Below are 23,204 nucleotides of genomic sequence, written 5' to 3'. Positions count from 1 at the left end.
TCTTTCTAGTTGGTTAGGTATTCGATCAGGGTGTGAGAGACATCAGTGATCATCTCCACCGGGCACTGCTCGTCCTTCTTGTGACAAAACGATGGATCCCCGGGACCAAAGTTCACCGCTGGAATGCCCAGTTCAGAAAATCTAGCCACATCCGTCCAACCATACTTGGCACGGAAGTTGCCACCGGTGGCTTTGATGAGCCCCTGAACCACGGGCCGATCCAGGCCAGGGCGCGCACCAGGAATGGCATCATCCACCTCGTATTCCACCCCGTCCGGCAGATCGAGCACCTCAAGCATGTGGGCCATGGCCTCATCAACGCTGCGATCTGGGGCGAAACGGAAGTTAACAAACATCCACGCCTCATCCGGAATGGTGTTGGTAGCCACACCGGATTCCATGTGGACGATGTTGAGGCCCTCGTGATACTCGCAGCCGTCCACGTCCACGATCCGCGCCTGGTACTCTGCAATCCGGCTAATAACAGGCGCAAGCTTGTGCATTGCATTGTCCCCGAGCCAGCTGCGCGCGGAGTGAGCGCGCACTCCGTTGCTGGTGATCCTGAGCCGGATGGAGCCCTGGCAGCCTGCCTCGATAACAGCACCCGAAGGCTCGCCCAGCAAGGCAACGTCGCCAGCAAGCCACTCTGGGTGCGCCGCCTCGATGTGGCCAAGGCCGTTGAACTCACTGGAGACTTCCTCACCCTCGTAGCACACCACCGTGAGGTCCTTGGTGAGTGCAGGGTGGTTGGCAAGGCGAGCAAAAGCATTCAGATACACTGCCATTCCTGACTTCATGTCCACCGTGCCACAGCCGAACATCACGTCACGTCCCTCTTCATCCGTGCCGCGAGTGCTCGGCACGTTGTCTGCGATGGGCACGGTATCAATGTGCCCAGCCAGCACCACGCGCTGTGCTAGCCCTCGGTGAGTTCGCGCAACCACGGTGTTTCCGTGCCGAAGCACCTCCGCCCCATCAACCAGCTTCAACGCCTGCTCAATGGCGTCTGCAATGTCCTTTTCATGGTGGGAGGGGCTGGGAATGTCCACCAAAGCTTGGGTGAGGTCAATGGGGTCTGAGGTGAGATTAAGCATGGACTCGAGGATACCTTTTTCCGTTTCACCGGTCACTTAGCGTTTGTATACGACACCCAGTAAGTTAGTAAATATGAAGTATGAGGGTGCCCACGCGGTAGGTATTGCAAATATCGCAATGGACGGATCAGTCCTTGATACATGGTTTCCAGATCCACAATTATCAAACTCAATAGAACACTCCGGAACTACTCGGTTGGGTGCCCATGACCTTCCTCCAAAGCTGCTGTCCTTGGTCCGTATTGACCAGGACCGCATGGTGGAGCAGGTTGCTGTGCGCACCACTATCGCTGATCTGAACGAGCCACCCCGCGACGCCCATGATGTCTACCTTCGCCTCCATCTGCTCTCTCACCGGTTGGTCAAACCGCTGGAGATGAACATGGAGGGAGCACTGGAAAAGCTAGCCACCGTGGTATGGACCAACAAGGGCCCATGCTTGCCGACGAACTTCGAGCACGTCCGCACGCTGCTGCGCTCCCGTGGCCTGATCCATGTCTACGGCGTGGACCGCCTCCCTCGCATGGTCGACTATGTCGTCCCCGACGGCGTGCGCATCGCCGAAGCCGAGCGCGTGCGCCTCGGCGCCTACTTGGCGCCCGGCACCAAGGTTCTGCGCGAGGGATTTGTCTCCTTCAATGCAGGCACACTCGGCCCAGGCCGAGTGGAGGGCCGTATCTCCTCCGGTGCCGTCGTCGGAGAGAACTTCGATATGGGCATCTCTTCAACCATCATGTGCAACCAGAACCCACGTGAGCTACGCATCGGAAACAACTGCTCCATCGGCGTCAGCTCCGCCGTGCTACGCGTGAATCTGGGGGACAATGTGCACATTGGAAACAATGTGATTCTGGACCCAGACATGCCGCTTTACTTCGCTGATGAGGACCGCATCATCTCCGCATCCGAAATGGATGGACAATCAAACTGGCAGGTAGGGCGCGAGGCCGGCCATGCGGAACCAGTAGTGCGCCGCACCTAACACCCCAAATGTGGGCATGGGGCCACATTTGTTGCGCCGCATTTAATAATTTTCATTTCGGCCGGTCTACAGTTACTCCTATGAGTACGAACAACGCTACCCAGGCATCCACCGATGCCACTGAACTTGGTCAGGGGCTGAAGACCCGCCACTTGACCATGATGGGTCTGGGCTCTGCCATCGGAGCAGGCCTTTTCCTAGGCACCGGCGTAGGCATCCAAGCTGCTGGACCAGCTGTGCTGCTTGCCTACATGATCGCTGGTGCAATAGTCATCTTGGTCATGCAGATGCTTGGCGAAATGGCCGCCGCCCGCCCAGCGTCCGGATCCTTCTCCATCTACGGCGAACAGGCCTTTGGCCATTGGGCAGGTTTCTCCCTCGGCTGGTTGTACTGGTTCATGCTCACCATGGTGATGGGTGCTGAGATGACCGGTGCAGCCGCCATGATGGGTGCCTGGTTCGACGTCGATCCGTGGATCCCAGCTCTTATCTGTGTGGTTTTCTTCGCCGTAGTCAACCTCGCTCAGGTACGCGGCTTTGGTGAGTTCGAATTCTGGTTCGCTTTCATCAAGGTTGCCGTCATCATCGCCTTCCTCATTATCGGCGTCCTGCTCATCTTCGGACTACTACCAGGAACCGACTTTGTTGGCACACAGCACTTCCTTGGTGAGGGCTTCATGCCCAACGGCGTCTCTGGTGTAGCAGCAGGCCTGCTCGCCGTGGCATTCGCCTTTGGCGGTATTGAGCTCGTCACCATCGCCGCCGCAGAGTCCGAGGACCCAAAGACGGCCATCGCTGCGGCAACCCGCTCCATCATTTGGCGCATCTCCCTGTTCTACTTGGGCAGCGTCCTCATTATCACGTTCCTGCTCCCCTATGAGCAGATCGGAAACGCCGAAACCGCCGCTGAGTCCCCATTCACCATCATCCTCGGAATGGCCAACATCCCAGGCGTTGTTGGCTTCATGGAAGCAATTATCGTCCTGGCGCTCCTATCTGCCTTCAACGCACAGATCTACGGCACCTCGCGCCTCATCCACTCCCTAGCGGAGCGTCGCGATGCACCTCGCATCTTCGCGCAAACCAGCAAGAGCCAAGTGCCAACCAACGCTGTGCTCCTGTCCATGCTGTTCGCCTTTGCTTCAGTCGGATTGCAGTACTGGAACCCACCAGGATTGCTTAACTTCCTCCTCAACGCCGTGGGCGGCTGCCTCCTCGTACTCTGGTTCATGATCGCCCTCAGCTACATCAAGCTGCACCCACAGCTGCGCGCTAGCGGCGAAATGACATCCATCCGCATGTGGGGCTACCCATGGCTGCCTTGGCTGACCGTTGCAGCGCTCGTTGGTCTGGTAATCCTCATGCTTACCGACGCCGCCTCACGCCCGCAGGTGTGGGCCGTCGCCATCATCTACGGCCTCATGATCGCCATCAGCTTCGCTACTGTTAACTCCCCACTGCGCAAGAAGTAGCAAAAACAGACCCTAAACCTGTGGATAGCCTCTCCGGCCAAGCCGGAGTTATCCACAGGTTTTTGCGTTTTTCATAAACCTGCTGTTCTTGCCTTGTGTGTGCGTTTACGGTTGATGCCATGACCGATGAACACGCAGCACTCCAGGACTACCTCACCGCCCTAAACAGCGGTGCTGTTGTGCTGCGCGCATTCCACGGCCGCAAACACTGGGAGTTTGACACCATCGCCCCACGCGACGCACAAGAACTCATCCGCACCGCCTCTTGGTTGTATGGCAAGACTCGGTACACGATGCAGCAACGCAAGACACTGGAAGCAGCCATTGCCCACGGGTTCTCCCTGTCCGTGCTCACCATGATCCGCCGGCACGTAGAAAAACTTTCCACTGAACGCGAACAATGGGTACTCTGGCGCGAACTCACCAACAAGAAACGCCCTGCCGGGGTGATCAACTCACTCGCCCTCAAGCGCGTGAAAGAACTCAAACAACCACCCGCTAAGAGAACAACAGCGATGCGCACCGTCCGTGGTGCAGACGGTATGGGCACCTTGTACTTCACCGCACCCCACGCACAACTCGCTGATATCAACCGCAGCCTCAAAGAGTCTGTTGCCAGCATCATGGAACACGACTCCGACAAAACGAAGAATCAGGCCCGGGGTGAAGCCTTCGCCCAGTTATTAAACAGCGAGGGCGGTGTGCCCCAAGGTGGCTAACACCACTAGTAGTCGTCCCAGTAGAAGAACACGCCAAGATCATCCGCGGTAAAGGTGACGGCATTAAGGTGGTGTGCTCTGATGGCACCGTCCTAACAGATAAAGAATACCTAGAACGCCTACTAGCAGACTATGGGCTGGTTGCTCTGGTGGATGAAGAAGAAGGCACCCTCAACATGTTCCGCACACAACGGTTTGCCAACCAGAAACAACGGTTTGCGGCGTTCGCGGAAAACCCCACCTGTGTCGCACCAGGATGCACGGTGGCGTTCGATGACTGCCAACTCCACCACGTAGTGGCATGGAAAAACGGTGGCGACACTAACATCACCAACCTGGTGCCACTGTGTGCCTACCACAATGGGATCAACGATGATGACTGGTGGAACAACATCCACGGGCACATTGAAAAACGCGGGCCCTTTGCCTACTGGGTATCCGCTTATGGGTTACCGGATCGACGAAACCAGCACCCGCTTGCCATGCTCGGTGGCTGCAGAAAAATCTTCGGATAACCACACCAAAAACACACAACAGCCGTAACACCACAAGGTGCTACGGCTAGCAGTGCTGCCTCGATAGCTTGTAGAGTAGTTCGCATGACTCAAGCTATTGCAACAGGCCTTGCCACTGTAACCAACGACGGAACCGTACTCGACGCATGGTTCCCAACCCCAGAGCTCTCCGCTGCGACTACCACCGGCACCACTGTGCTGACGGGTGACGACGTTCCTGCAGAGTACGCTTCCCTCGTCAAGGAAGATGCGGACCGCGGTGTCAAGCGCATCGCAATCCGTACCGAGATCGAGGATTTGGACAAGGAGCCCATTGACGCCTATGACGCATACCTGCGTCTGCACCTGCTCTCCCACCGTCTGGTCAAGCCACACGGACTGAACCTGGACGGCGTATTTGGCCTATTGACCAACGTGGTGTGGACCAACCAAGGCCCATGCTTGCCAGCCGGCTTCGAACTCACCCGCGCAAAGCTGCAGGCTCGAGGCCCCGTAGTTGTCTACTCCGTAGATAAGTTCCCACGCATGATCGACTACGTTATGCCAACCGGCGTCCGCATTGGCGATGCGGACCGTGTCCGTCTGGGCGCTCACCTGGCTGAAGGCACCACCGTCATGCACGAAGGTTTCGTTAACTTCAACGCTGGCACCCTAGGTAGCTCTATGGTTGAGGGCCGCATCTCCGCAGGCGTAGTTGTTGATGACGGCTCTGACGTCGGAGGTGGCGCTTCCATCATGGGTACCCTCTCTGGCGGCGGAAAGGAAGTCATCTCCGTGGGCAAGCGCTGCCTGCTCGGCGCTAACGCTGGCTGTGGCATCTCCTTGGGCGATGACTGCGTGATCGAGGCTGGTCTGTACGTCACCGCTGGTACCAAGCTGACGGTGCGTGGCGCTGTCGCTGAGGCCGCCGGAGTGGGCGACGGATACTCCATTAAGGCATCCCAGCTGTCCGGCGCTTCCAACATCCTCTACCGTCGCAACTCCATTACCGGCGCAGTAGAGGCTACCGCGTGGAAGTCTCAGGCTGTTGAACTCAACGCTGATCTTCACGCCAACTAATTCTTCTTAGTCTCCCCCATTCTGATCGCTTTCGGAATGGGGGAGTTTTTGTCGCTTCTCCGCTGCTGAGAGCATTAGCGACGTGGACGAAACCCGCGCACCTCACCGTGTCACGTCTTTGGCGATGCTCGTTCCAGACCGAGTAACAGTTGCACCAGCCCCACGCACAGCCAGGGTGAGCTCTGAATGCACGAAGGACCAGTCCGTGGACTGGTCCTTTATGTGTGTGCTTATGCGGGGGCGGCTTCAGCGACCACCGTTGTTGGTGGCTTCTTCCTAAATGCCCAGAGTTTGTTGATCACAAAGTTAACGGGCATGGCCACCACAATGGAGATCATCTGTGCCCAGTAGAACGCGGTGCGGAATCCGGTGGAGTCATCAAAGATATCCCTAGGCAGTGATATCGGGAATTCTGGGTTCATCAACGCTGTGAGTACGGCCAGGGATACGAGGAACGCGCCGGCGCCGGTGATGAGGAATGGCAGGAATCCCCTGATCCAGCTCACGAGGTAGTCGCTCTTGAAGGTCCACATTCGGTTGAGTTGGTAGTTCCACGTGTTTGCAACGAGGAATGCGATGGTTGCAAACACGTGGTACCAGCGGATGTGAAATTGGCTTCCAAAGAGGTTGAGGAACGGGTCGTGCTCGGTCACGCCGAATTCCACGCCGATCTTCTTGGCTATCACGGTGGCAATCAAATTCACAATGACGCCGGAGCCTCCGACCATTCCAAACTTGATGAATTGGCGTAGGTTGCGGCCGAGTCGCGACGACGCTGATTCACTCACCGGTGATTCCTCTTTTCTTCGTGGGTGTAACCGAGGATAGTTTACTCCCTGCTAAAGATTTCTAGGGAATCTGCGTACGGATCCTTGAATTCCAGTTTCACTGCATGCAGTTCTAGGGGCGTGCTGAAGTCATACAGGCCTCGTCCGGTGGCGGCTGGATAGGTGTCATCGCCCACGATCGGCGCGCCGAGGTGGTTCATGAGCACGCGGAGTTGGTGAGTGTGCCCAGTGTGCGGAATGAGTTCCACTTCTCTCTCCCCTAGTGCCCGCACGGTGGTGAGAGTTTCTTTGCCATAGGGGTCCACTATGACTCGGTTGCCACGCTTGCTCATCCCCAGCGCGATGGTGGTTGGCTTATCCGTGAACCCATGATCGCCGGTGACCACTGCGCGATAGGTTTTCGTGACCAAGCGGCGTTCAAACAGCTGCTGGTAGGCACGTCGCGAGGCGGGGTCCGTGCTGCAGAGCACCAGCCCAGACGTCAGCCTGTCCAGGCGGTGGCACGGCGCGATGTGCGGATTGTTCTCCTGCACGCGCAGCCTGGTCTGGAGCGTTTGTGCCACGATGCGCCCATTGCTGGTGGTGGGCAAAAAGTGGGGTTTCCACGCCACCAAGAATCTCGCTTTCCGACACACCACCTCGTGTTCGAACGGGATCGGCGGCTCCTCGGGCACGCCGGGCCACAACCAAGCAGGCACCGGCCTGCCGTAAGGCAGGCTCATCCCGGCGCGCAGCGCCGTGCCTTCCGCGAAGGGGCTGTCGCCAGCGCTGGCGGCAACATACTCGCCTTCGGCCGGCACGGCGTCGGAAAGCATGACCTTGCGCCAGCTGATGCCCTGCTTGGCTGGCGGTTTAGACAAGGCGCGCGGCGAATGCTTCGCAGCGTTCGTCGGTGGTGGTCAGTGCAACGCGCACGTACTGTGCGGAGCTTGGGCCGTAGAAGGCACCTGGCGCAACAAGAATTCCGCGCTCGGCGAACCACTCCACCGTATCCCAGCAGTCTTCCCCGCGGGTCACCCACAGGTAGAGGCCTGCTTCGGAGTGCTCAATACTAAAGCCTGCGTTGACGAGCGCTTGCTTCAAGATCTCGCGGCGCTTTGCGTAGGTGAGTCGCTGCAATTCCTCTTGCGTGTCATCGTTGAGGGCCTGGGTCATGGCGTGCTGGATTGGGCCAGGCATCATGAGCCCAGAGTGCTTGCGGATTTCAGTCAGCTCAGCAATAAGTTCCTTATCCCCGGCGAAGAAGCCTGCGCGATAGCTTGCCAAGTTGGAGGTCTTGGACAGGGAGTGGATGGCCAGGAGGTTACGGTGGTCACCGCCAGAAACCGCGTCATCGAGCACGCTAAAAGCCTTCCCCTCCCAGGTCAGGCCCAAGTAGCATTCGTCAGAGGCAACGATCACATCGTTCTGGCGTGCCCACGCGATAATCTCCTTGAGCTTCTCAGCGCTGGTGACCGCACCCGTTGGGTTGGACGGTGAGTTGATGAACATCAGATCGACGTCCTTGGCGGTCTCCTCGTCCAGGCTCGTAGGGTCATCACAGCGCAGAGGCGTAGCCCCCGCGATTAGCGCGGACACCTCATATGTCGGGTACGCGACCTCAGGAATGACCACGGTGCCGCGGCAGCCGAGCAAGGTGGGCAACAGCGCAATGGCTTCCTTGGTTCCCACGACGGGCAGCACGCCTTCCACGCCGGTGCACCGGTACCTACGTTCAAGAGACGACACAATGGCAGCGCGCAACTGTGGCGTACCAATGGTCTGTGGGTAGCCTGGTGCGGCGGCGGCTTCAGCTAGGGCAAGCTGAATGCTGGGGTTCACGTCATCTACCGGTGAGCCCACTGAGACGTTGATGATGCCATCAGGATGGGCGGAAGCTTTCTGCTTAGCTGGTTCCAGTGAGTTCCATGGGAAATCTGGGAGGGTGGATCCGAGGCTTACGCGTGCCATGATCTTTAGCGTTCCTTACTGGATATGAAAAGCGCTAGGCGTGGAAGTAGCCTAGCGCTTTTTAAGGACAATTGAGGGTTAGGCCTGTGGAGGCAGGGCTGCGATAAATGGGGCATCGAAGTCCTGCTGGCCCAGCTTTGCGGCGCCACCTGGGGAGCCCAAGTCATCAAAGAAGGCTGCGTTTGCCTCGTTGTAGTCAATCCACTCATCTGGGACGTCATCTTCGTAGAAGATTGCCTCTACTGGGCAGGCTGGCTCACAGGCACCGCAGTCCACGCACTCGTCTGGGTGGATGTAGAGAGACCGCTTGCCTTCGTAAATGCAGTCAACGGGGCACTCTTCCACGCAGCCCTTGTCCATTACGTCGACGCATGGCTGTGCAATTATGTACGTCATTTCGGTGTTTTACTCCAGTTCGCACTTTTTGAGTTTTCGCTGCTTCCGCTCAATCCTACTCCAGTGTACGCGGGCAGCATAAAAGTTGATTATGTCATTTCTTCATGATCAGTGGCCAACCGCCACCAGCCAATCCGGCAAAAAGCAGCCCGATGCTACGAATATTCGACCCGACGAGCTGGTCCCCAGTCACGCCTACCCAGAAGGTGAGCAGCAGGAAACCCGCAGTCCACACGTATAGCGGCACCGCTGCAACCGCAACTTTTTCAGACCACAGCAGCGCGGTTTTTGTCAGAACTAGGTTGAATAAAAACGCGATCGGAATGGTGAATGGAACTGCTACTGAGCCAACCCACGTGCCTAGGTACACGACCTCCAAGAGCACAGACACCAGTGCCGCCAAGCTCAGCCACACCAGACCACCCACCATCTCTGCGGTGGAGAAATCCTTCACGTAGTGGCGCTCATTAACATGTGGTGCGCTTGAGTGAGGGGAATCTACCACGTGATGCCCTCCCACGGATCGGTGTCGCCGGTCAGTGGGGTTTGAGTGAACCCCACTTGGTAGTGTTCCTCCGGCAACAGTGGCTGGGCTATCAGATTCGAGAGCGCGAACACAGCGGGCGCAGCGGCCGAATCAGCCACGTCGGCGGTAGCGGCATGCGGGTTCACGGCGCTGGTAGAACCATCGGCAATCCACAGCTGGGTGGCGTGGGCTTTCATCGCGTCGCGCTTGCGTTCGAAATCATCGTGACCAAGGGAGAGGGTAACGTCCACCTGGTCAACGCAGGCGATCTCTCCGGTGAGAGGTTCGCGCCATCCTTCAGGTGGCGTAGTGATTGCCGCTAGGCCACGCTCGAGGGCCTCGCGCCCAGTCACGGCCCACAAGATGCGCTGGATGTAGTCGTGCCCACGCTCGCTCAGAATACGCTGCGCCTCATGGACGATATTGTGGGCACGAACGTGGTCTGGGTGGCCATAGCCGCCGTCCGGGCCGTACGTAACAACAACGTGTGGCTTAATGCGTTCGAACACCTCAATTATGTCCGTCACGGAATCCTCGCCGGAGGAGATGAAAGCGCGCGAATGCGAGTTGGCGGCATCACCTATCATGCCGGAGTCACGGTACTTGCCCACGTGACCTAGGTACTCACCACGTACCCCGAGGATGGACAGTGACTGTTCGAGTTCACGAATACGGAATCCGCCCAGCTGGTCAGATGCGTCAGCAACAAGGCCTTGGAAAGGCTCACCAATGACCTCGCCTTGCTCGCCGAGCGTGCAGGTAACAACGGTGACCTCTGCGCCACGGCTGGCCGCATTAGCCAGCACACCGCCGGTCCAAATAGCCTCATCGTCTGGGTGTGCGTGCACCGCTACGATGCGCATTCCGGCAAGATCACTCATTATTCCTCCTTGATTGACCAGGTTTTGAAACTGGACATTGATTGTGGCCACGTTGCAATGTCCGCACTCGGGCCTACAAGATTACTACCGGCTACTTGGATGCGCTCATCGCGAACAATGCCGAGCGTCAAAGACTGCTCACGCTCCAGCGCTAGCGCCCATTTCCCCACCGCTTGGGATCCATGTTCCCCTGCCAACGCCTCGAAGATGAATTTCTCCGTCTCCGGCGTGCAGTACCCCGTGGGATTTTGGCCTAGGATCGCGGGGGCGCCCGGCGCAGCGGTTGGCCTCTGCGGCTTTAGGCCTGAGACGGTGGTGGGGGCTGCCTGCGTTTCCTCTGCATCATCCTCCGCGTCATCCTCGGCTTCGGCCCCGCATTGATACCGCGCCAGCACATCACCGTCTTGCCAGCCCACGTACACGTCGACCGCTCCGGTAGGTATTGATTTGGCAAACAAGGTAGTGGAATCCTGCTCCACCACCCGCGCTTTCAGGCCTGCGGCTACGAACATGTTCTTAAGGTTCAAGGCAGCGTCAGCGGCCACCCCGTTGGATGGGTCTACCCCAATGCGTACGGGACGATTAAGCAGCGTGGTGAGCTGGTCCACGTCCACGTCCTCATCCGCGCGCTGAGCGCGGCTGGACGCTGGCAGTGCTGCGCCAACGCGACCGGTGGCCAGCTCGGCGAGCTGGCGGACGTCGATAAGCCCCAAGAGAGCTTGGCGCGCCGCCAGCGGCAAGTTTGCGTTCGCGCCCACCATCAGGGTGCGATCCGAGGTCTCCTCCCGAAGGCGCGCCCCGTCAATCAGACTGAGAGCCTGCTGCGACGTCTGAGTTGGGGTTAAGTCAGCAAAGGCCAACTGCTGGGAACCCAGCTGCTCCAGTGCTTGGGAGGTGGAACGGATCTCGACAAAATCCACAACCTCAATGTCTGCTGGATTACGGCCCCAGAAGCGATCATTGCGATTAAGCACCACCACACCGCGCTGGCGGTCAATGCTGCCCACCATGTAGTGGCTACCGGAGGCCGGGAAACTGTCCGCCAGCACCTCAGTGAACTTCATCCCGCGCAAATGGTGCGACGGCAGCAGATCAGCAAAAAGGCGCTGCCAATTCTTGATCCGGTGCGCCAAATACACCGTCACTTCTCGCCCACCATCCGAGGACTCGATGGACGTAATCTCACGGTACAGGGCCGCATTCTTTGCGCCCGCCGCCTGAGACAGCTCCTGGGCTAGGTATTCAAAGTCTGCCACCGTAATGGGCGTGCCGTCACTCCACTGGGCCGCTGGATTAATGGTGTAGCGCAGCGCCATCACCGGCGCCTTAGTGGCTCCGGCGTCCGGCTGGCTTGCCGTCTCTGCCCGTGGAACCGGCACTTCGCGTGCCGACGTCAACAGGTCCGTGTTCATCCGCCGCCCCTCAAAAGCACTCGGCAGCACCAACGAACTGAGGGTGCGGATGAATACTGAATCATCTTTCAACAGGTGCGGATTAAATCCCGCCTCCACCGGATCAATACCCACCGCAATCTCTGAGCGCTTGGACTGCGGGACAATCTCTTCTTGGGCTTCATCCTGATTGCCGTTGTTACCAGGCTCCTCAATAGGCGCGGGCCCAGGGTTTGCGGAACACGATACAACCAGTGCGCAGCTCACCATTGCTACTGCGGCACGAACGGCGACGCTGCGGAGACTTTTCATGCGTTTTAGTCTAACCCGAGATACGCAAATGACCCCATTACCTCGCGGGGAAATGGGGCCAGTTCTACGTGAACCTAAGCGGGCTCACACGCTGTGAGGATTAGGCATCCTTGTTGCGGTTCTTCTCGCGGGCACGAGCGCGGCCACGCTCAGTAGCGTTCAGAATGACCTTGCGCACGCGCAGATCGTTCGGAGTGACTTCAACGCACTCATCGGAACCACAGAACTCCATTGCCTCATCCAGGGAAAGGACGTGCGCCTTGGCCAGGGTCACGGTGGCGTCTGCGGTTGCTGAACGCATGTTGGTGAGCTTCTTCTCCTTGGTGATGTTGATATCCATATCCTCATCACGGTTGTTAGCACCCACAACCATGCCCTCGTATGCCTCCATACCAGGCTCAACAAAGAAGTTGCCGCGGTCTGCCAGCTGGGTCAGGGCGTACGCGGTGATCTGGCCGGAACGGTCAGCAACCAGAGAGCCAACAGCGCGGTCCTTGATCTCGCCAGCCCACTCGCGCGCGTCAATGGAGTAGGAGTTAGCGATACCTGCGCCGCGGGTCTCGGTGAGGAAGGTGGTGCGGAAGCCAATCAGGCCACGTGCAGGAACATCGAACTCCATACGCACCCAGTCACCGGACAGGTTAGCCATGGCGGTCATCTGCCCCTTGCGGTTAGCCAGAAGCTGGGTAACGTTGCCCTGGTACTCGGATGGAACGTCGATGACCATGTGCTCGTATGGCTCGTGCAGCTTGCCATCAACCATGTGGGTCACTACCTGCGGCTTACCAACGGTGAGCTCAAAGCCCTCACGACGCATGGTCTCCACCAGAACGGACAACGCCATCTCGCCACGGCCCTGAACCTCCCAGGCATCAGGACGCTCAGTAGGAAGAACGCGGATGGAGACGTTACCAATCAGCTCCTGGTCCAGGCGAGCCTTGATCACGCGCGCAGTCAGCTTGTCGCCACCACCACGGCCAGCCAGTGGAGAGGTGTTTACACCAATGGTCATGGAGATTGCAGGCTCGTCAACGGAGATACGTGGCAGTGCCACAGGGTTGTCGATGTCAGCGAGGGTATCACCGATCATGATGGAGTCAATGCCGGAGATAGCGGCGATGTCGCCCGCCACCATTTCCTCATTGGTGGACTCACGGTTAACACCGACGGTCTTGAGCAGTTCAGCAATCTTGACGTTCTTGACGTGCTGGTTGCCTTCCTCGTCATAGTGAATCCATGCAACCTGCTGCCCCTTCTTCAAGGTGCCTGCGTGAATGCGAACCAGAGCGATACGGCCCAAGAAGGAGGAGGAGTCTAGGTTAGTCACGTGCGCCTGCAAAGGCGCATCGATCGTTGCGGAAGGCTCTGGGAGGACGTCGTAGATGACGTCGAAAAGCTCCTGCAGATCCTCAGCTTCTGGAACCTGGCCGTCTCCTGGGTTCTCGGTAGATGCCTTGCCCTCACGGCCGGAAGCGTAGAGAACTGGCAGATCGAGCAGACGCTCGGCAGCCTCGGCCGCCTCAGGATCCTCAAGGGAGGAAGCCAGCTCAAGGAGCAGGTCCTGAGCCTCTTCAACGACCTCATCGATGCGGGCGTCTGGGCGGTCGGTCTTGTTCACAACAATAATCACCGGCATCTTCGCCGCCAGCGCCTTGCCCAGCACGAAGCGGGTCTGTGGCAGAGGCCCCTCAGATGCGTCAATCAGCAGCACAACGCCGTCCACCATGGACAGGCCACGCTCAACCTCACCGCCGAAGTCTGCGTGACCTGGGGTATCGATAACGTTGATGACTAGGTCAGAACCATCCTTGCCAGCACCCTTACGGCGAATGGAGGTGTTCTTCGCCAGAATGGTGATGCCCTTCTCCTTTTCCAGGTCACCGGAGTCCATAACGCGGTCGGTTACTTCGCCGTGGTCACCAAAAGCACCGGACTGCTCCAGCATGGCGTTAACAAGGGTGGTCTTGCCATGGTCAACGTGTGCGACGATGGCGACATTACGAAACTCAGGGTGAGTCAAGGGATCTCCTGGATATGTATATAAGGAAAGAAAACACCTCTCACCTAGCGCGTAAGCGATCCAGCACATTGGTGAAAGCAAGCGCGGCGAAAAACACCGGCCCTACAACTAGGTCATCTCACGCAAAAGTTCACCGCGTTACACGGTGAACAAACGCAAACAAGCGCTGAGATCAGAAGTGATCATTCCTATTGAGTTGAGCTAAGGTGCACCCAAACCTTGGATTCTAAAAAGGAACCCAATGGTCAAAGCCTAAAGTGAGGCACGTAAAGCTCGGCCAAGAGCCGCAGAGAAACTCCGTTACTTCTTTCATACCTACGCACTTTTACAGCGCACCCATTACAGCTGTAAAACACTACCCCATCGAACGCCAGTTATGCACACTGAACGGAAAAATTTTTCCCACCTCAAATGGGCGCTCACCTGCACCGCTTCCCCACAACTAGCCACACAGCACGGAGGCGGTGAAAAATTTTTTTAAGAAGTTTTGTAACGAATAGATCACAGAATGCGACCTAGATAGTGATGGGCGAGCTCCAAGGCTCGACCACACAACCAATAACTACATAGAGGATGAACGCGGGGGCAGAAAGTCTTTGAGTTTACTGCCCATAACCGACAATCGTGAGACTCTTGCACCTAATCGTGAACGTGTTCGAAATAGCGCAAGCGCTCTTTACGTGATCACTAGCGCTAGAGAACAGGTTTAGGATGAAATAACCTCCACCGAGGATACTTCGAACATATCTTTCAATCCCCACCAGAAACTGAAAGAAACATGCTCAAACCACAAGCTCAGAACTATTAAAGTGCCAGCTCTTGCCTTGACTTTACTACTTCTGTGAATAATGTTATTTGAGTAAACCTCTGAGACTCATGTGGTCTGACACGCCGTAGAAACTTCTATTCCCTATCTCACACACCAACTCAAGATAGAGATAACGCAAGCCCGCGGAATAGTCAGACCAATAGGAAGAAAGGCACATTGTGCGCCCACTTACCCGCATCGCTACCGCCGCGTGCACCATCGCACTCGCGCTGTCTACCCAGACTGTAGCTACAGCCAACCCGGTCGCAGACTTTGCCGACGAAGCCCTAGGCTCCATATCTTCCGCATTTTCTCCGCAGGCACTCCTGCCCATCGATGAACTGGGGCGCCCCACGCCTCAGGTCCTCGATCGAGCACGAGCGCTCGCCGAGACCCTCCCGCGGGATCTTCGCGCAGCACTGTTGAGTGCCGTCGCATTCTTTGAAGGTGGCGGCGAATCTGACGTAAAACTGCCTGAAGGATCCGTGAACTTCACTCAGTTCTACTGGCCAACGGTATCCGGCAAGTGCATTGGCGGAACCCAAGATTCAGTAGGCAGCGCCATTGCGGTGCCGGGACCAACCAAAATCCCAGCACCAGGAGCAAAAGCCGGGGAAACCGCGTTCCTCTTCACCGCGCTTGGTACCTCCGCACTTTCTGGAAAACAGGCCATGAAAGTGCAGTGGTTCAACATTGACACCCTCAAGTGGGGCGAAACTCCACTGGGTGACAACGGTATTAACAAGGAAGGACCAGCAACCGTGTCCGGCACCGCCAAGACTGGCAAGGGCCGCATAGTTGCCATCGTTTCCGGCACCGTCAATACGAAGGATGCTGGATGCAGGTTCATCCCAACCGCAGCATTCTTCGAGGTGAAATAAATGGCAGACCTGCACCCAATAAAGCAGGAAACCTTTAATACAAAGGATTTGGTCAACATTGACCCCAAGGGGTTCAACCGCGACGTTGACCTCTACCGCGAGACCAACTTTGGCTTGTACATGGCCCGCGGCGCCGATCACCCACGGTTCGGCTACTTGGAAAGCTGGCTGCTACCAGAGGTGGGTCTGCGCGCAAACATCTTCCACTACCGCGAAGACGTAGAGCGCAAGGAGGAAATCTACTTCGATGTTGCTGACATTACCGTAGACGACAACGGCGTATGGACCACCCGTGACCTCTATGTAGATCTGCTGTGGAATTCTGGTCAGCCCATCGAGGTTCTCGACATTGACGAGCTCGCCGCCGCCACCTCCGCCGGTCTCATCTCCGCCGAGGACGCAGAGCGCGCAATTGACGCCACCCTCATCGCGGTAGAGGGAATCACCCGCGCTGGCGACAACCCATTTGAATGGTTAAAGTCCAAGGGAATTAACCTGTCCTGGGCGGAGAACGTGGAACTCGTTCCAGCACCATAACCCCACCTCAGTAACCTCGGCCCGCCCCCAGTGCGGGCCTTAATTTTTATGGGCAATAGCTTCCGTTAAGGGTACTTTTGGCCTACTATGAGACCCTATGAGTGTCACAGAAGTTAACTCCATTACCATTTACCATAATTCGCGCTGTTCCAAATCCCGCGCAGCAGTGGCCTACGTGAAGGAGAACTGCGAAAACGCTTCTGTGGAGATCATTAATTACCTTGACACTCCCCCAACCCGCGATGAACTAGCGCAACTGCTAGATCGGGCAGGGTTAAGCCCCGCCCAAGCTATTCGTCGTGGGGAGAAAGAGTACAAAGAACTCGGCTTGTCGGACTCGAGTACCGATGATGAGCTTCTGAGCGCCATGACCACGTATCCCCGCTTGATCGAGCGACCTATCGTTGTCACCGACAAAGGCGTCCGTATTGCCCGCCCAACTGAACTGATCGAGGAGATCCTCTAAATGGTTTCTGTGCTCAAACGCGTCACTGCCGCCGCAACCGCCGCCATCGCGTTGTTTGCCGCTACCCCAACCGCTAGCGCTGTCATGGGAGGGCGCACCAATCAGTCCGCCAGCATCGCACGAGTGATCCTTGGTGACCGACTGTGCACAGGCACAGTTATCGCTCCAACGAAGGTACTCACTGCAAAGCACTGTGTACGCCAGGGAGCCAACCAAGTTGTCGTAGGCAACCGAACCCTCCGTGTTACCGAGGCTACGTTGCACCCAAGTGCAGACTTGGCTGTCGTCACGCTGAACCGCCCAACGGGTGTGACCCCGGCTCCTATTTCCGGCGCTCACCTGCGTTCGGGAGCCCGAGGCATAGCCACCGGCTGGGGCGGCGATGACCGCCGCCTTAACCCGCTCAGCCGCGCAGAGCAGGCAGACGTCCGCGTCGTTCGACGCGTCACCAATTTGCCCTCCGACGATCCCCGCGCCACTCTGATTGAGGCCACTCTCACCGGCGGCCGTGCACAGCCTGGGGACTCCGGCGGCCCGCTGCTGCAGGGACGCTACGTCACCGGTGTGATGTCCATGTCCTCCAAGATTGGCACCGGCGCGTTCTACACCCCAGTGGCAGAACATGCGGATTGGATCGCCCGACACGGCGGAAGCAACAGGCCCGCTATCACGGGCGCGCCAATGCCGGTGGTGGATGCCACCCGCTTCCCTACCAGGCTTCCCGCACCTCAAAGTCCCATTGTCAACATCTCCGAAATCGAGTCGCTGCTGAACTACCGGTTCAACGTCACAGTGCTCTCTAGCTAAAAAAGTCCGGCCCACACACTGTGTGTGGGCCGGACTTTTGCTTGGTCTGCCTATTACAGGCCGGTACCGAGTTCCACGCCAAGGCCTGGAACGGAGTTGATGAGATCGCGAGTGTATTCTTCCTTCGCGTTCGTAAACAGCTCATCCGTAGTGCCGTGCTCCACCAGACGGCCCTTCTGCATAACAACCACTTCGTCAGCAGTCTGTCGCACAACTGCCAAGTCATGGGTGATGAACAGGTAGGAGAGGTTCAACTCGTCCTGCAGCTGCGCCAGCAGCTGCAGGATTTGGTTCTGCACCAGCACGTCAAGCGCGGAGACCGCCTCGTCCAAGACAATAACCTCTGGATTCAGTGCGAGCGCGCGAGCGACAGCGATGCGCTGACGCTGACCACCGGAGAGCTCATTTGGGTAGCGGCGCATCGCTGAACGCGGCATGGCTACCATGTCGAGAAGCTCCGCAACGCGGGCCTCGCGTTCCTTACGGTTACCAACCTTGTGAATGAGCAGGGGCTCCTCAATACAGCGGTAAATAGAGTACTGCGGATCCAAGGAACCATATGGATTCTGGAACACAACCTGCAGCTTGCGGCGCATTTCAAATAGCTGCTTGCTGTTAAGAGTAGACAGGTCCGTACCCTTGTAGAACACCTTGCCCGAGGTTGGCTCCAGCAGGTTGAGCACCATGTTAGCCACAGTGGACTTACCGGAACCGGACTCGCCCACCAGCGCGAGCGTAGTGCCCTTCTTCAGGCCAAAGCTCACATCATCCACTGCCTTCAGCTTGGCCTTATCACCACGCTGGCCGCGAACATCAAACACCTTGGTCAGGTTTTCAACGCGAATGACATCTTCGCCCGTGGTTGCGTGCTCCTTAACCAGCAGTTCCTCAGACTCAATGCCCTGCTCCTTCGCCGCGCGAATACGAGCGGACGCAAGCGACGGAGCGGCCTTGACCAAGCGCTGGGTGTAGGGGTGCTGTGGGTCGCGCAAAATCTGCAAGGATGGGCCAGACTCAACGACGCGGCCGCGGTGCATCACTACCAGGTGCTCTGCGCGCTCGGCGGCAAGACCCAAGTCATGTGTAATAAACAGCACTGCGGTGCCCAGATCCCTAGTCAAACCACCCAAGTGATCCAGAATCTTCTTCTGAACCGTGACGTCCAGCGCGGACGTTGGCTCATCGGCAATCAGCAGCTTAGGACGAGCAGCCAAGCCCATGCCGATCAGAGCGCGCTGGCGCATACCGCCAGAGAACTCATGTGGATACTGCTTAGCGCGGCGCTCGGCGTCCGGCAGACCTGCTTCCTCCAGCAACTCAGCGGCACGCTTATCCATCTCAGAACCCGGCACAATGTTATTGGCCTTGAGGGATTCCTTAATCTGCGTGCCAATGCGCCACACCGGATTTAAGTTGGACATTGGATCCTGTGGAACCAAACCAATCTCTGATCCGCGGTAGGCCACCATCTCCTTGTCGGACTTGTTCTCTAGGTGCTCACCGTTGAAGATGATCTCGCCGCCGGTCACCTTGCCGGTGCCAGGCAGCAGGCCGATGATGGACATTGCGGTAGTGGACTTACCAGAACCGGACTCACCCACAATTGCCACGGACTGGCCAGGGTAAATAGTCAGATTCACGCCACGGACAGCGTCAACCACACCGGTGGACGACGTGAACGAAATCTTAAGATCCTTCAGCTCCAACAAAGGAGCCTGATTGTTGTCAGTCATGAGTAACACGTGCTCCTTTACTTCTTGCGGGACTTAGGATCGAGGGCGTCGCGGACAACGTCACCCATCATGATGAAGCTAAGCACTGTCAGGCCGAGCGCCATGGCTGGGTAGAACAGCACCATTGGCTGGGAGCGCAGGGACGTCTGAGCCTTTGCAATGTCAGCACCCCACGACACGATGCTTGGCGGCAAACCAACACCAAGGAAGGACAAGGTCGCCTCAGCCACGATGAACGTACCCAGCGCCACGGTGGCGTACACGATAATCGGCGCTGCAGCGTTGGGGAGGATGTGGGAAGACAGGATCTTCCACTTGGAAGCACCCACTGCACGAGCAGCGGTCACGAATTCCTCATTCTTTGTGGACAGCACCGCACCACGAGTAATGCGGGCAATGTTGGTCCAACCAAATAGAGCCAGCACGATCACAACGGTGACGATAGTGCGGTATTCCTTGAACATCTGCATAACAACAATCGCTGCAAGAACCAGTGGGACTGCGTAGAAGATGTCAGTCAAACGCGAAAGCAGGGTGTCAATGATGCCGCCAAAGTAGCCAGCCAGCGCACCAATGGCGGTACCTAGGATTACTACTGCGATGGTGGTGAGAACACCTACTGCAACGGATGCGCGAGCACCGTAAATAGTGCGTGCGTAAATATCGCAGCCTTGACGGTCAAAGCCAAATGGGTGGCCACTGGTTGGGTCAGCCAAAGAATTGGACAGTTCGCAGAAACGTGGGTCAGTGCTTGTAAATAGCGATGGGAACAAGGCCATCGCTACTGCCACGAGCATCAACAGGGCAGAAACCCAAAATAGCGGGCGCTTGCGTAGGTAACGCCACGCCTCACCCCACACAGATGTAGGCGCGGACTCATCAGCTACTGCATCAACTGCCCCGAGACCAGTCTCATCCGTCTCAGCGATGAAGTGCTCTTGTCCCCTACGAGGACCTGGGAAGAAGGACTTATTCTCCTCTTCAGCAATGAAAGTCTTGTTGTCTTCGTTGTTATGCATAGCGGATCCTCGGGTCGAGAACGGCGTAGAGCAGGTCCACAAGAAGGTTAGCGATGATGTAAACAATCACAAGAACGGTAGTAAACGACACAACCGTTGTTGGCTCGCCCTTCAAAATAGCTTGGTAGATTGCGCCACCAACACCATTGATACCGAAGATGCCCTCAGTAACAATTGCGCCACCCATCAGGGCACCAAGATCAGAACCCAGGAAGGTAGCAACAGGGATCATGGAGTTACGCAGGACGTGGCGGACAGTCACGCTGCCATTGCTCAATCCCTTCGCACGAGCGGTGCGGACGTAGTCAGCAGTGAGGTTCTCACTCACGGACTGACGCGTAAGCCTGATCACGTACGCGAAGGACAGAGCGCCAAGCACGATCGCCGGCATGAGCAAGGACTTGAATGTTTCATTCGGTCCCACTGTCACCGGAAGTAGTCCCCACTTCACACCAACAAAGAACTGGAACACGAAGCCAATAACGAAGGATGGCACCGCGATAACCAGGAGGGAAACAACGAGGACGGTGGAATCAAAAATGCCACCGCGACGAATACCGGCGATGACGCCAAAGATGATGCCAAAGACGGCTTCGAACACAATCGCCATCAACGCTAGTTTGATGGTGACTGGGAATGCACTCGCCATAGCTTCAGCCACTGGACGTCCGGAGAAGGTGGTACCGAAGTCGAGGGTGAAAATGCCCTTGATGTAGAGCAAGTACTGGATGATAAATGGTTTATCGAGGTTGTATTCCGCCTCAATGCGAGCCCTAGCTGCTTCAGTGAGTCCGCGATCGCCACCAAGGGCTTCGACTGGATCACCAGGCATCAGGAACACAAGGGCGTACAGCAGAAGCGTCGCACCAAAGAACACTGGGATCATTTGGAGGAGACGACGCCCGATATAGCGCAGCATAAGCGTTTCCTTAATGTGTAGAAACCACGGACAACACCCCGCGCTAAGGATCAGCGCGGGGTGGCGTCTCTTATTTCATTAAGAACTGTGATCTAGGCACTTAGTTCTTGGTGATGTTGTAGTAAGCAGGTACGGACTTCCAAGAGAAGACTACGTCGGAGACTGCCTCAGAGTAGCCACCTGCAACGTTGGAGTACCACAGTGGGATTGCAGGGAGGTCCTGCAGCAGGATTTCCTGTGCCTCGTTGAACTTAGCCAGTCCCTGCTCGGTGCTCTCAGCACCAGCGCCTTCCTTCATCAGGCGATCGAAGTCCTCAGAGGAGTAATCACCATCGTTGGAACCTGCACCGGTGACGTACAGTGGGCCAAGGAAGTTCGCGAGGGATGGGTAGTCTGCCTGCCAGCCGGTACGGAATGCGCCGGCGATGGTACGGTTGGTCACCTCATCACGCAGGGACTTGAAGTCTGGGTACGGAGCACCCACTGCCTCGATACCAAGGTTGTTCTTGATCTGGTTAGCAACTGCGTCTACCCAAGCCTGGTGGCCGCCATCGGAGTTGTAGCCGATGGTGAACTCGCCGGTGTACTTGCTGATTTCATCTGCCTCAGCCCACAGTTCCTTTGCGCGCTCTGGGTTGAATTCCAGAACCTCTGCGCCCTTGAGGGAATCAGAGTGGCCAGGGATAACTGGGGAGGTGAAGTCAGTAGCAGGGGTACGGGTGCCCTGGAAGATGTTGTCAGTGACCTCTTCACGGTTAATGGCCATGGAGATAGCCTGACGACGCAGCTTGCCTTCCTCACCGGAGAAGTGCTCGAGCTTCTCAGGAATGGTGAAGGACTGGAAGATTGCTGCCGGCTGGTTGACGGCACGGTCGCCGAGCTCCTGCTCGAAGTTTGCGAAAGCAGAATCTGGAATGGAGTCCAAAACGTCCAGGTTTCCAGAGAGCAGGTCTGCGTATGCTGCGTCCTGCTGGGCGTAGAAGACGAACTCGATGCCGTCGTTCTTAGGGGTGCGCTCACCGGAGTAGGACTCGTTAGGAACAACGATTGCGTTCTCATTGTTGTTCCACTCAAGGAGCTTGTATGGGCCATTGCCGTTAGGCATTGCACCAAAGCCGTCCATGTCCTCGAATGCCTCGTCAGGAAGCGGGTAGAACGCGGAGTAGCCCAGGCGAAGCGGGAAGTCAGACTCAGGCTGGATCAGTTCGATAGTGAAGGTCTTGTCATCAATAACCTTCAGGCCTTCCATGCCGGTCTCTGCATCGACGCCCTCTTCTGCGTAACCCAGAATAGGCTCGAAGAAGTACGCGGATAGCTGCTGATTAGCAACAGCGTAGTTCCACGCCTTAACAAAGTTCTCAGCCTTAACTGCGGTGCCATCAGCGAAGGTGATGCCGTCCTTCAAAGTAACCTTGTAGGTCTTGTCACCCTCTAGCTCGATAGACTCAGCCATCTCGTTGTGAACTTCACCCTCGGCATCGTAGTAAACGAGACCTGAGTAGATGAGATCTACCAGGTTGCCGCCACCAACTTCGTTAGTGTTAGCAGGGATCAGTGGGTTCTGTGGCTCAGTAGAGTTTGCACGAATGTAGTTGGTGCCGCCCTCAGAAGAGCCAGATGCGCCATCTGAAGAATCAGACGAGCAAGCTACAAGGCTCAAAGCGAGTGCTGCGGATGCACCGACAGCAAGAGTCTTCTTAAGCGTCATTTAAGACCTCCGGGTTTTGGTTTCATGACAGCACTTTGCAAATTGTGCTTCACAAAGCGGTGTTAGGGATTAATCCTAACCGTGTGATCCGGAGCCAAAAGAAGCTTTTAGGTGACAAATCAACGAGAAAACTGTCATCTAACAGTTTTCATCTGAGCAATTTAGCCACTACCTGCACAAAAAATAGTGAAGCGTTTCTAATTAAAAACCTTAATGTTATC

At 56.9% G+C, this 23,204-nt stretch carries 22 protein-coding genes; 9 read left to right on the top strand and 13 right to left on the bottom strand.

Going from position 1 to position 23,204, the window contains the following annotated elements:
* Positions 1-5 precede the first annotated feature (5 nt).
* On the bottom strand, positions 6-1,094 hold the full coding sequence (gene dapE, locus ACXM2N_RS04565) for a succinyl-diaminopimelate desuccinylase (RefSeq protein ID WP_458491011.1): 1,089 nt from the start codon (positions 1,092-1,094) through the stop codon (positions 6-8).
* A gap of 73 nt (positions 1,095-1,167) precedes the next feature.
* On the opposite strand from dapE, the gene ACXM2N_RS04560 reads away from it, so the two are divergent.
* The 5 genes from ACXM2N_RS04560 (at position 1,168) to dapD (ending at position 5,841) form a co-directional block, all read left to right on the top strand.
* Entirely contained in the window at positions 1,168-2,076 is a 909-nt protein-coding gene (locus ACXM2N_RS04560; protein WP_458490450.1) for a DapH/DapD/GlmU-related protein, read from the top strand.
* Positions 2,077-2,156: 80 nt separating this feature from the next.
* Positions 2,157-3,548, top strand: coding sequence for an amino acid permease (locus tag ACXM2N_RS04555; protein ID WP_458490448.1), 1,392 nt, complete (start codon positions 2,157-2,159; stop codon positions 3,546-3,548).
* A gap of 119 nt (positions 3,549-3,667) precedes the next feature.
* On the top strand, positions 3,668-4,267 hold the full coding sequence (locus ACXM2N_RS04550) for a hypothetical protein (protein ID WP_458490446.1): 600 nt from the start codon (positions 3,668-3,670) through the stop codon (positions 4,265-4,267).
* Positions 4,268-4,335: 68 nt separating this feature from the next.
* Positions 4,336-4,782: an HNH endonuclease signature motif containing protein gene (locus ACXM2N_RS04545; RefSeq protein WP_458490444.1), complete on the top strand. Its 447-nt coding sequence runs from the start codon at positions 4,336-4,338 to the stop codon at positions 4,780-4,782.
* Positions 4,783-4,866: 84 nt separating this feature from the next.
* Positions 4,867-5,841 (top strand): 2,3,4,5-tetrahydropyridine-2,6-dicarboxylate N-succinyltransferase, encoded by a 975-nt coding sequence (gene dapD / locus ACXM2N_RS04540; protein ID WP_458490442.1) that lies wholly within the window; start codon positions 4,867-4,869, stop codon positions 5,839-5,841.
* Positions 5,842-6,071: 230 nt separating this feature from the next.
* Here dapD and ACXM2N_RS04535 read toward each other — a convergent pair whose 3' ends face one another.
* From ACXM2N_RS04535 to typA, 8 genes are all read right to left on the bottom strand, one after another.
* Complete coding sequence (locus tag ACXM2N_RS04535; RefSeq protein ID WP_458490440.1) at positions 6,072-6,629, bottom strand: GtrA family protein; 558 nt, start codon at positions 6,627-6,629, stop codon at positions 6,072-6,074.
* A gap of 41 nt (positions 6,630-6,670) precedes the next feature.
* Positions 6,671-7,444 (bottom strand): pseudouridine synthase, encoded by a 774-nt coding sequence (locus ACXM2N_RS04530; RefSeq protein ID WP_458491009.1) that lies wholly within the window; start codon positions 7,442-7,444, stop codon positions 6,671-6,673.
* Between the two features lie 37 nt (positions 7,445-7,481).
* On the bottom strand, positions 7,482-8,579 hold the full coding sequence (gene dapC / locus ACXM2N_RS04525; RefSeq protein WP_458490438.1) for a succinyldiaminopimelate transaminase: 1,098 nt from the start codon (positions 8,577-8,579) through the stop codon (positions 7,482-7,484).
* A gap of 78 nt (positions 8,580-8,657) precedes the next feature.
* Entirely contained in the window at positions 8,658-8,975 is a 318-nt protein-coding gene (gene fdxA / locus ACXM2N_RS04520; RefSeq protein WP_458490436.1) for a ferredoxin, read from the bottom strand.
* Between the two features lie 94 nt (positions 8,976-9,069).
* Positions 9,070-9,405 (bottom strand): hypothetical protein, encoded by a 336-nt coding sequence (locus ACXM2N_RS04515; protein WP_458491007.1) that lies wholly within the window; start codon positions 9,403-9,405, stop codon positions 9,070-9,072.
* 68 nt (positions 9,406-9,473) lie between these two features.
* The gene (gene mshB, locus ACXM2N_RS04510) at positions 9,474-10,382 is read right to left on the bottom strand and encodes an N-acetyl-1-D-myo-inositol-2-amino-2-deoxy-alpha-D-glucopyranoside deacetylase (protein ID WP_458490434.1); all 909 of its coding nucleotides are present in this window, start codon (positions 10,380-10,382) and stop codon (positions 9,474-9,476) included.
* Positions 10,382-12,085, bottom strand: a complete 1,704-nt coding sequence (locus ACXM2N_RS04505) for an ABC transporter substrate-binding protein (protein WP_458490432.1) — start codon at positions 12,083-12,085, stop codon at positions 10,382-10,384. Before ACXM2N_RS04505 ends, mshB begins: the two co-directional genes overlap by 1 nt.
* Before the next feature lie 100 nt (positions 12,086-12,185).
* The gene (gene typA, locus ACXM2N_RS04500) at positions 12,186-14,105 is read right to left on the bottom strand and encodes a translational GTPase TypA (protein WP_458490430.1); all 1,920 of its coding nucleotides are present in this window, start codon (positions 14,103-14,105) and stop codon (positions 12,186-12,188) included.
* Positions 14,106-15,089: 984 nt separating this feature from the next.
* On the opposite strand from typA, the gene ACXM2N_RS04495 reads away from it, so the two are divergent.
* From ACXM2N_RS04495 to ACXM2N_RS04480, 4 genes are all read left to right on the top strand, one after another.
* Positions 15,090-15,794, top strand: coding sequence for an Rv1157c family protein (locus ACXM2N_RS04495; RefSeq protein ID WP_458491005.1), 705 nt, complete (start codon positions 15,090-15,092; stop codon positions 15,792-15,794).
* Positions 15,795-16,331: a DUF402 domain-containing protein gene (locus tag ACXM2N_RS04490; RefSeq protein ID WP_458490428.1), complete on the top strand. Its 537-nt coding sequence runs from the start codon at positions 15,795-15,797 to the stop codon at positions 16,329-16,331.
* Positions 16,332-16,428: 97 nt separating this feature from the next.
* The gene (arsC, locus tag ACXM2N_RS04485) at positions 16,429-16,797 is read left to right on the top strand and encodes an arsenate reductase (glutaredoxin) (protein ID WP_458490426.1); all 369 of its coding nucleotides are present in this window, start codon (positions 16,429-16,431) and stop codon (positions 16,795-16,797) included.
* Entirely contained in the window at positions 16,798-17,604 is an 807-nt protein-coding gene (locus ACXM2N_RS04480) for a S1 family peptidase (RefSeq protein WP_458490424.1), read from the top strand.
* Positions 17,605-17,657: 53 nt separating this feature from the next.
* Here the strand turns inward: ACXM2N_RS04480 and ACXM2N_RS04475 are convergent, their stop codons facing one another.
* From ACXM2N_RS04475 to ACXM2N_RS04460, 4 genes are all read right to left on the bottom strand, one after another.
* Positions 17,658-19,337: a dipeptide ABC transporter ATP-binding protein gene (locus ACXM2N_RS04475; protein ID WP_458490422.1), complete on the bottom strand. Its 1,680-nt coding sequence runs from the start codon at positions 19,335-19,337 to the stop codon at positions 17,658-17,660.
* Positions 19,338-19,354: 17 nt separating this feature from the next.
* Entirely contained in the window at positions 19,355-20,356 is a 1,002-nt protein-coding gene (locus ACXM2N_RS04470) for an ABC transporter permease (RefSeq protein ID WP_458490420.1), read from the bottom strand.
* Positions 20,349-21,275 carry an ABC transporter permease gene (locus ACXM2N_RS04465; protein WP_458490418.1) on the bottom strand — a complete coding sequence of 309 codons (927 nt, stop codon included), beginning with the start codon at positions 21,273-21,275 and terminating at the stop codon, positions 20,349-20,351. Before ACXM2N_RS04465 ends, ACXM2N_RS04470 begins: the two co-directional genes overlap by 8 nt.
* A gap of 100 nt (positions 21,276-21,375) precedes the next feature.
* Positions 21,376-22,983 carry a peptide ABC transporter substrate-binding protein gene (locus ACXM2N_RS04460; protein ID WP_458490416.1) on the bottom strand — a complete coding sequence of 536 codons (1,608 nt, stop codon included), beginning with the start codon at positions 22,981-22,983 and terminating at the stop codon, positions 21,376-21,378.
* Positions 22,984-23,204: the final 221 nt, after the last annotated feature.

The sequence above is a fragment of the Corynebacterium sp. ZY180755 genome (assembly GCF_054331495.1).
Note: the sequence above shows the minus strand (reverse complement) of the source record. Positions and strands in the feature narration are given on the sequence as shown.

Excerpts from the sequence above, each read along its gene's own strand:
- ACXM2N_RS04530 (WP_458491009.1), bottom strand. The coding sequence starts at position 7,444 with ATGCTTTCCGACGCCGTGCCGGCCGAAGGCGAGTATGTTGCCGCCAGC.
- mshB (WP_458490434.1), bottom strand. The coding sequence starts at position 10,382 with ATGAGTGATCTTGCCGGAATGCGCATCGTAGCGGTGCACGCACACCCA.
- ACXM2N_RS04560 (WP_458490450.1), top strand. The coding sequence starts at position 1,168 with ATGAAGTATGAGGGTGCCCACGCGGTAGGTATTGCAAATATCGCAATG.
- dapE (WP_458491011.1), bottom strand. The coding sequence starts at position 1,094 with ATGCTTAATCTCACCTCAGACCCCATTGACCTCACCCAAGCTTTGGTG.
- ACXM2N_RS04550 (WP_458490446.1), top strand. The coding sequence starts at position 3,668 with ATGACCGATGAACACGCAGCACTCCAGGACTACCTCACCGCCCTAAAC.
- ACXM2N_RS04465 (WP_458490418.1), bottom strand. The coding sequence starts at position 21,275 with ATGCTGCGCTATATCGGGCGTCGTCTCCTCCAAATGATCCCAGTGTTC.
- ACXM2N_RS04490 (WP_458490428.1), top strand. The coding sequence starts at position 15,795 with ATGGCAGACCTGCACCCAATAAAGCAGGAAACCTTTAATACAAAGGAT.
- dapD (WP_458490442.1), top strand. The coding sequence starts at position 4,867 with ATGACTCAAGCTATTGCAACAGGCCTTGCCACTGTAACCAACGACGGA.
- ACXM2N_RS04475 (WP_458490422.1), bottom strand. The coding sequence starts at position 19,337 with ATGACTGACAACAATCAGGCTCCTTTGTTGGAGCTGAAGGATCTTAAG.
- ACXM2N_RS04480 (WP_458490424.1), top strand. The coding sequence starts at position 16,798 with ATGGTTTCTGTGCTCAAACGCGTCACTGCCGCCGCAACCGCCGCCATC.
- ACXM2N_RS04555 (WP_458490448.1), top strand. The coding sequence starts at position 2,157 with ATGAGTACGAACAACGCTACCCAGGCATCCACCGATGCCACTGAACTT.
- ACXM2N_RS04515 (WP_458491007.1), bottom strand. The coding sequence starts at position 9,405 with ATGGTGGGTGGTCTGGTGTGGCTGAGCTTGGCGGCACTGGTGTCTGTG.
- ACXM2N_RS04460 (WP_458490416.1), bottom strand. The coding sequence starts at position 22,983 with ATGACGCTTAAGAAGACTCTTGCTGTCGGTGCATCCGCAGCACTCGCT.
- ACXM2N_RS04505 (WP_458490432.1), bottom strand. The coding sequence starts at position 12,085 with ATGAAAAGTCTCCGCAGCGTCGCCGTTCGTGCCGCAGTAGCAATGGTG.
- dapC (WP_458490438.1), bottom strand. The coding sequence starts at position 8,579 with ATGGCACGCGTAAGCCTCGGATCCACCCTCCCAGATTTCCCATGGAAC.
- fdxA (WP_458490436.1), bottom strand. The coding sequence starts at position 8,975 with ATGACGTACATAATTGCACAGCCATGCGTCGACGTAATGGACAAGGGC.
- ACXM2N_RS04470 (WP_458490420.1), bottom strand. The coding sequence starts at position 20,356 with ATGCATAACAACGAAGACAACAAGACTTTCATTGCTGAAGAGGAGAAT.
- arsC (WP_458490426.1), top strand. The coding sequence starts at position 16,429 with ATGAGTGTCACAGAAGTTAACTCCATTACCATTTACCATAATTCGCGC.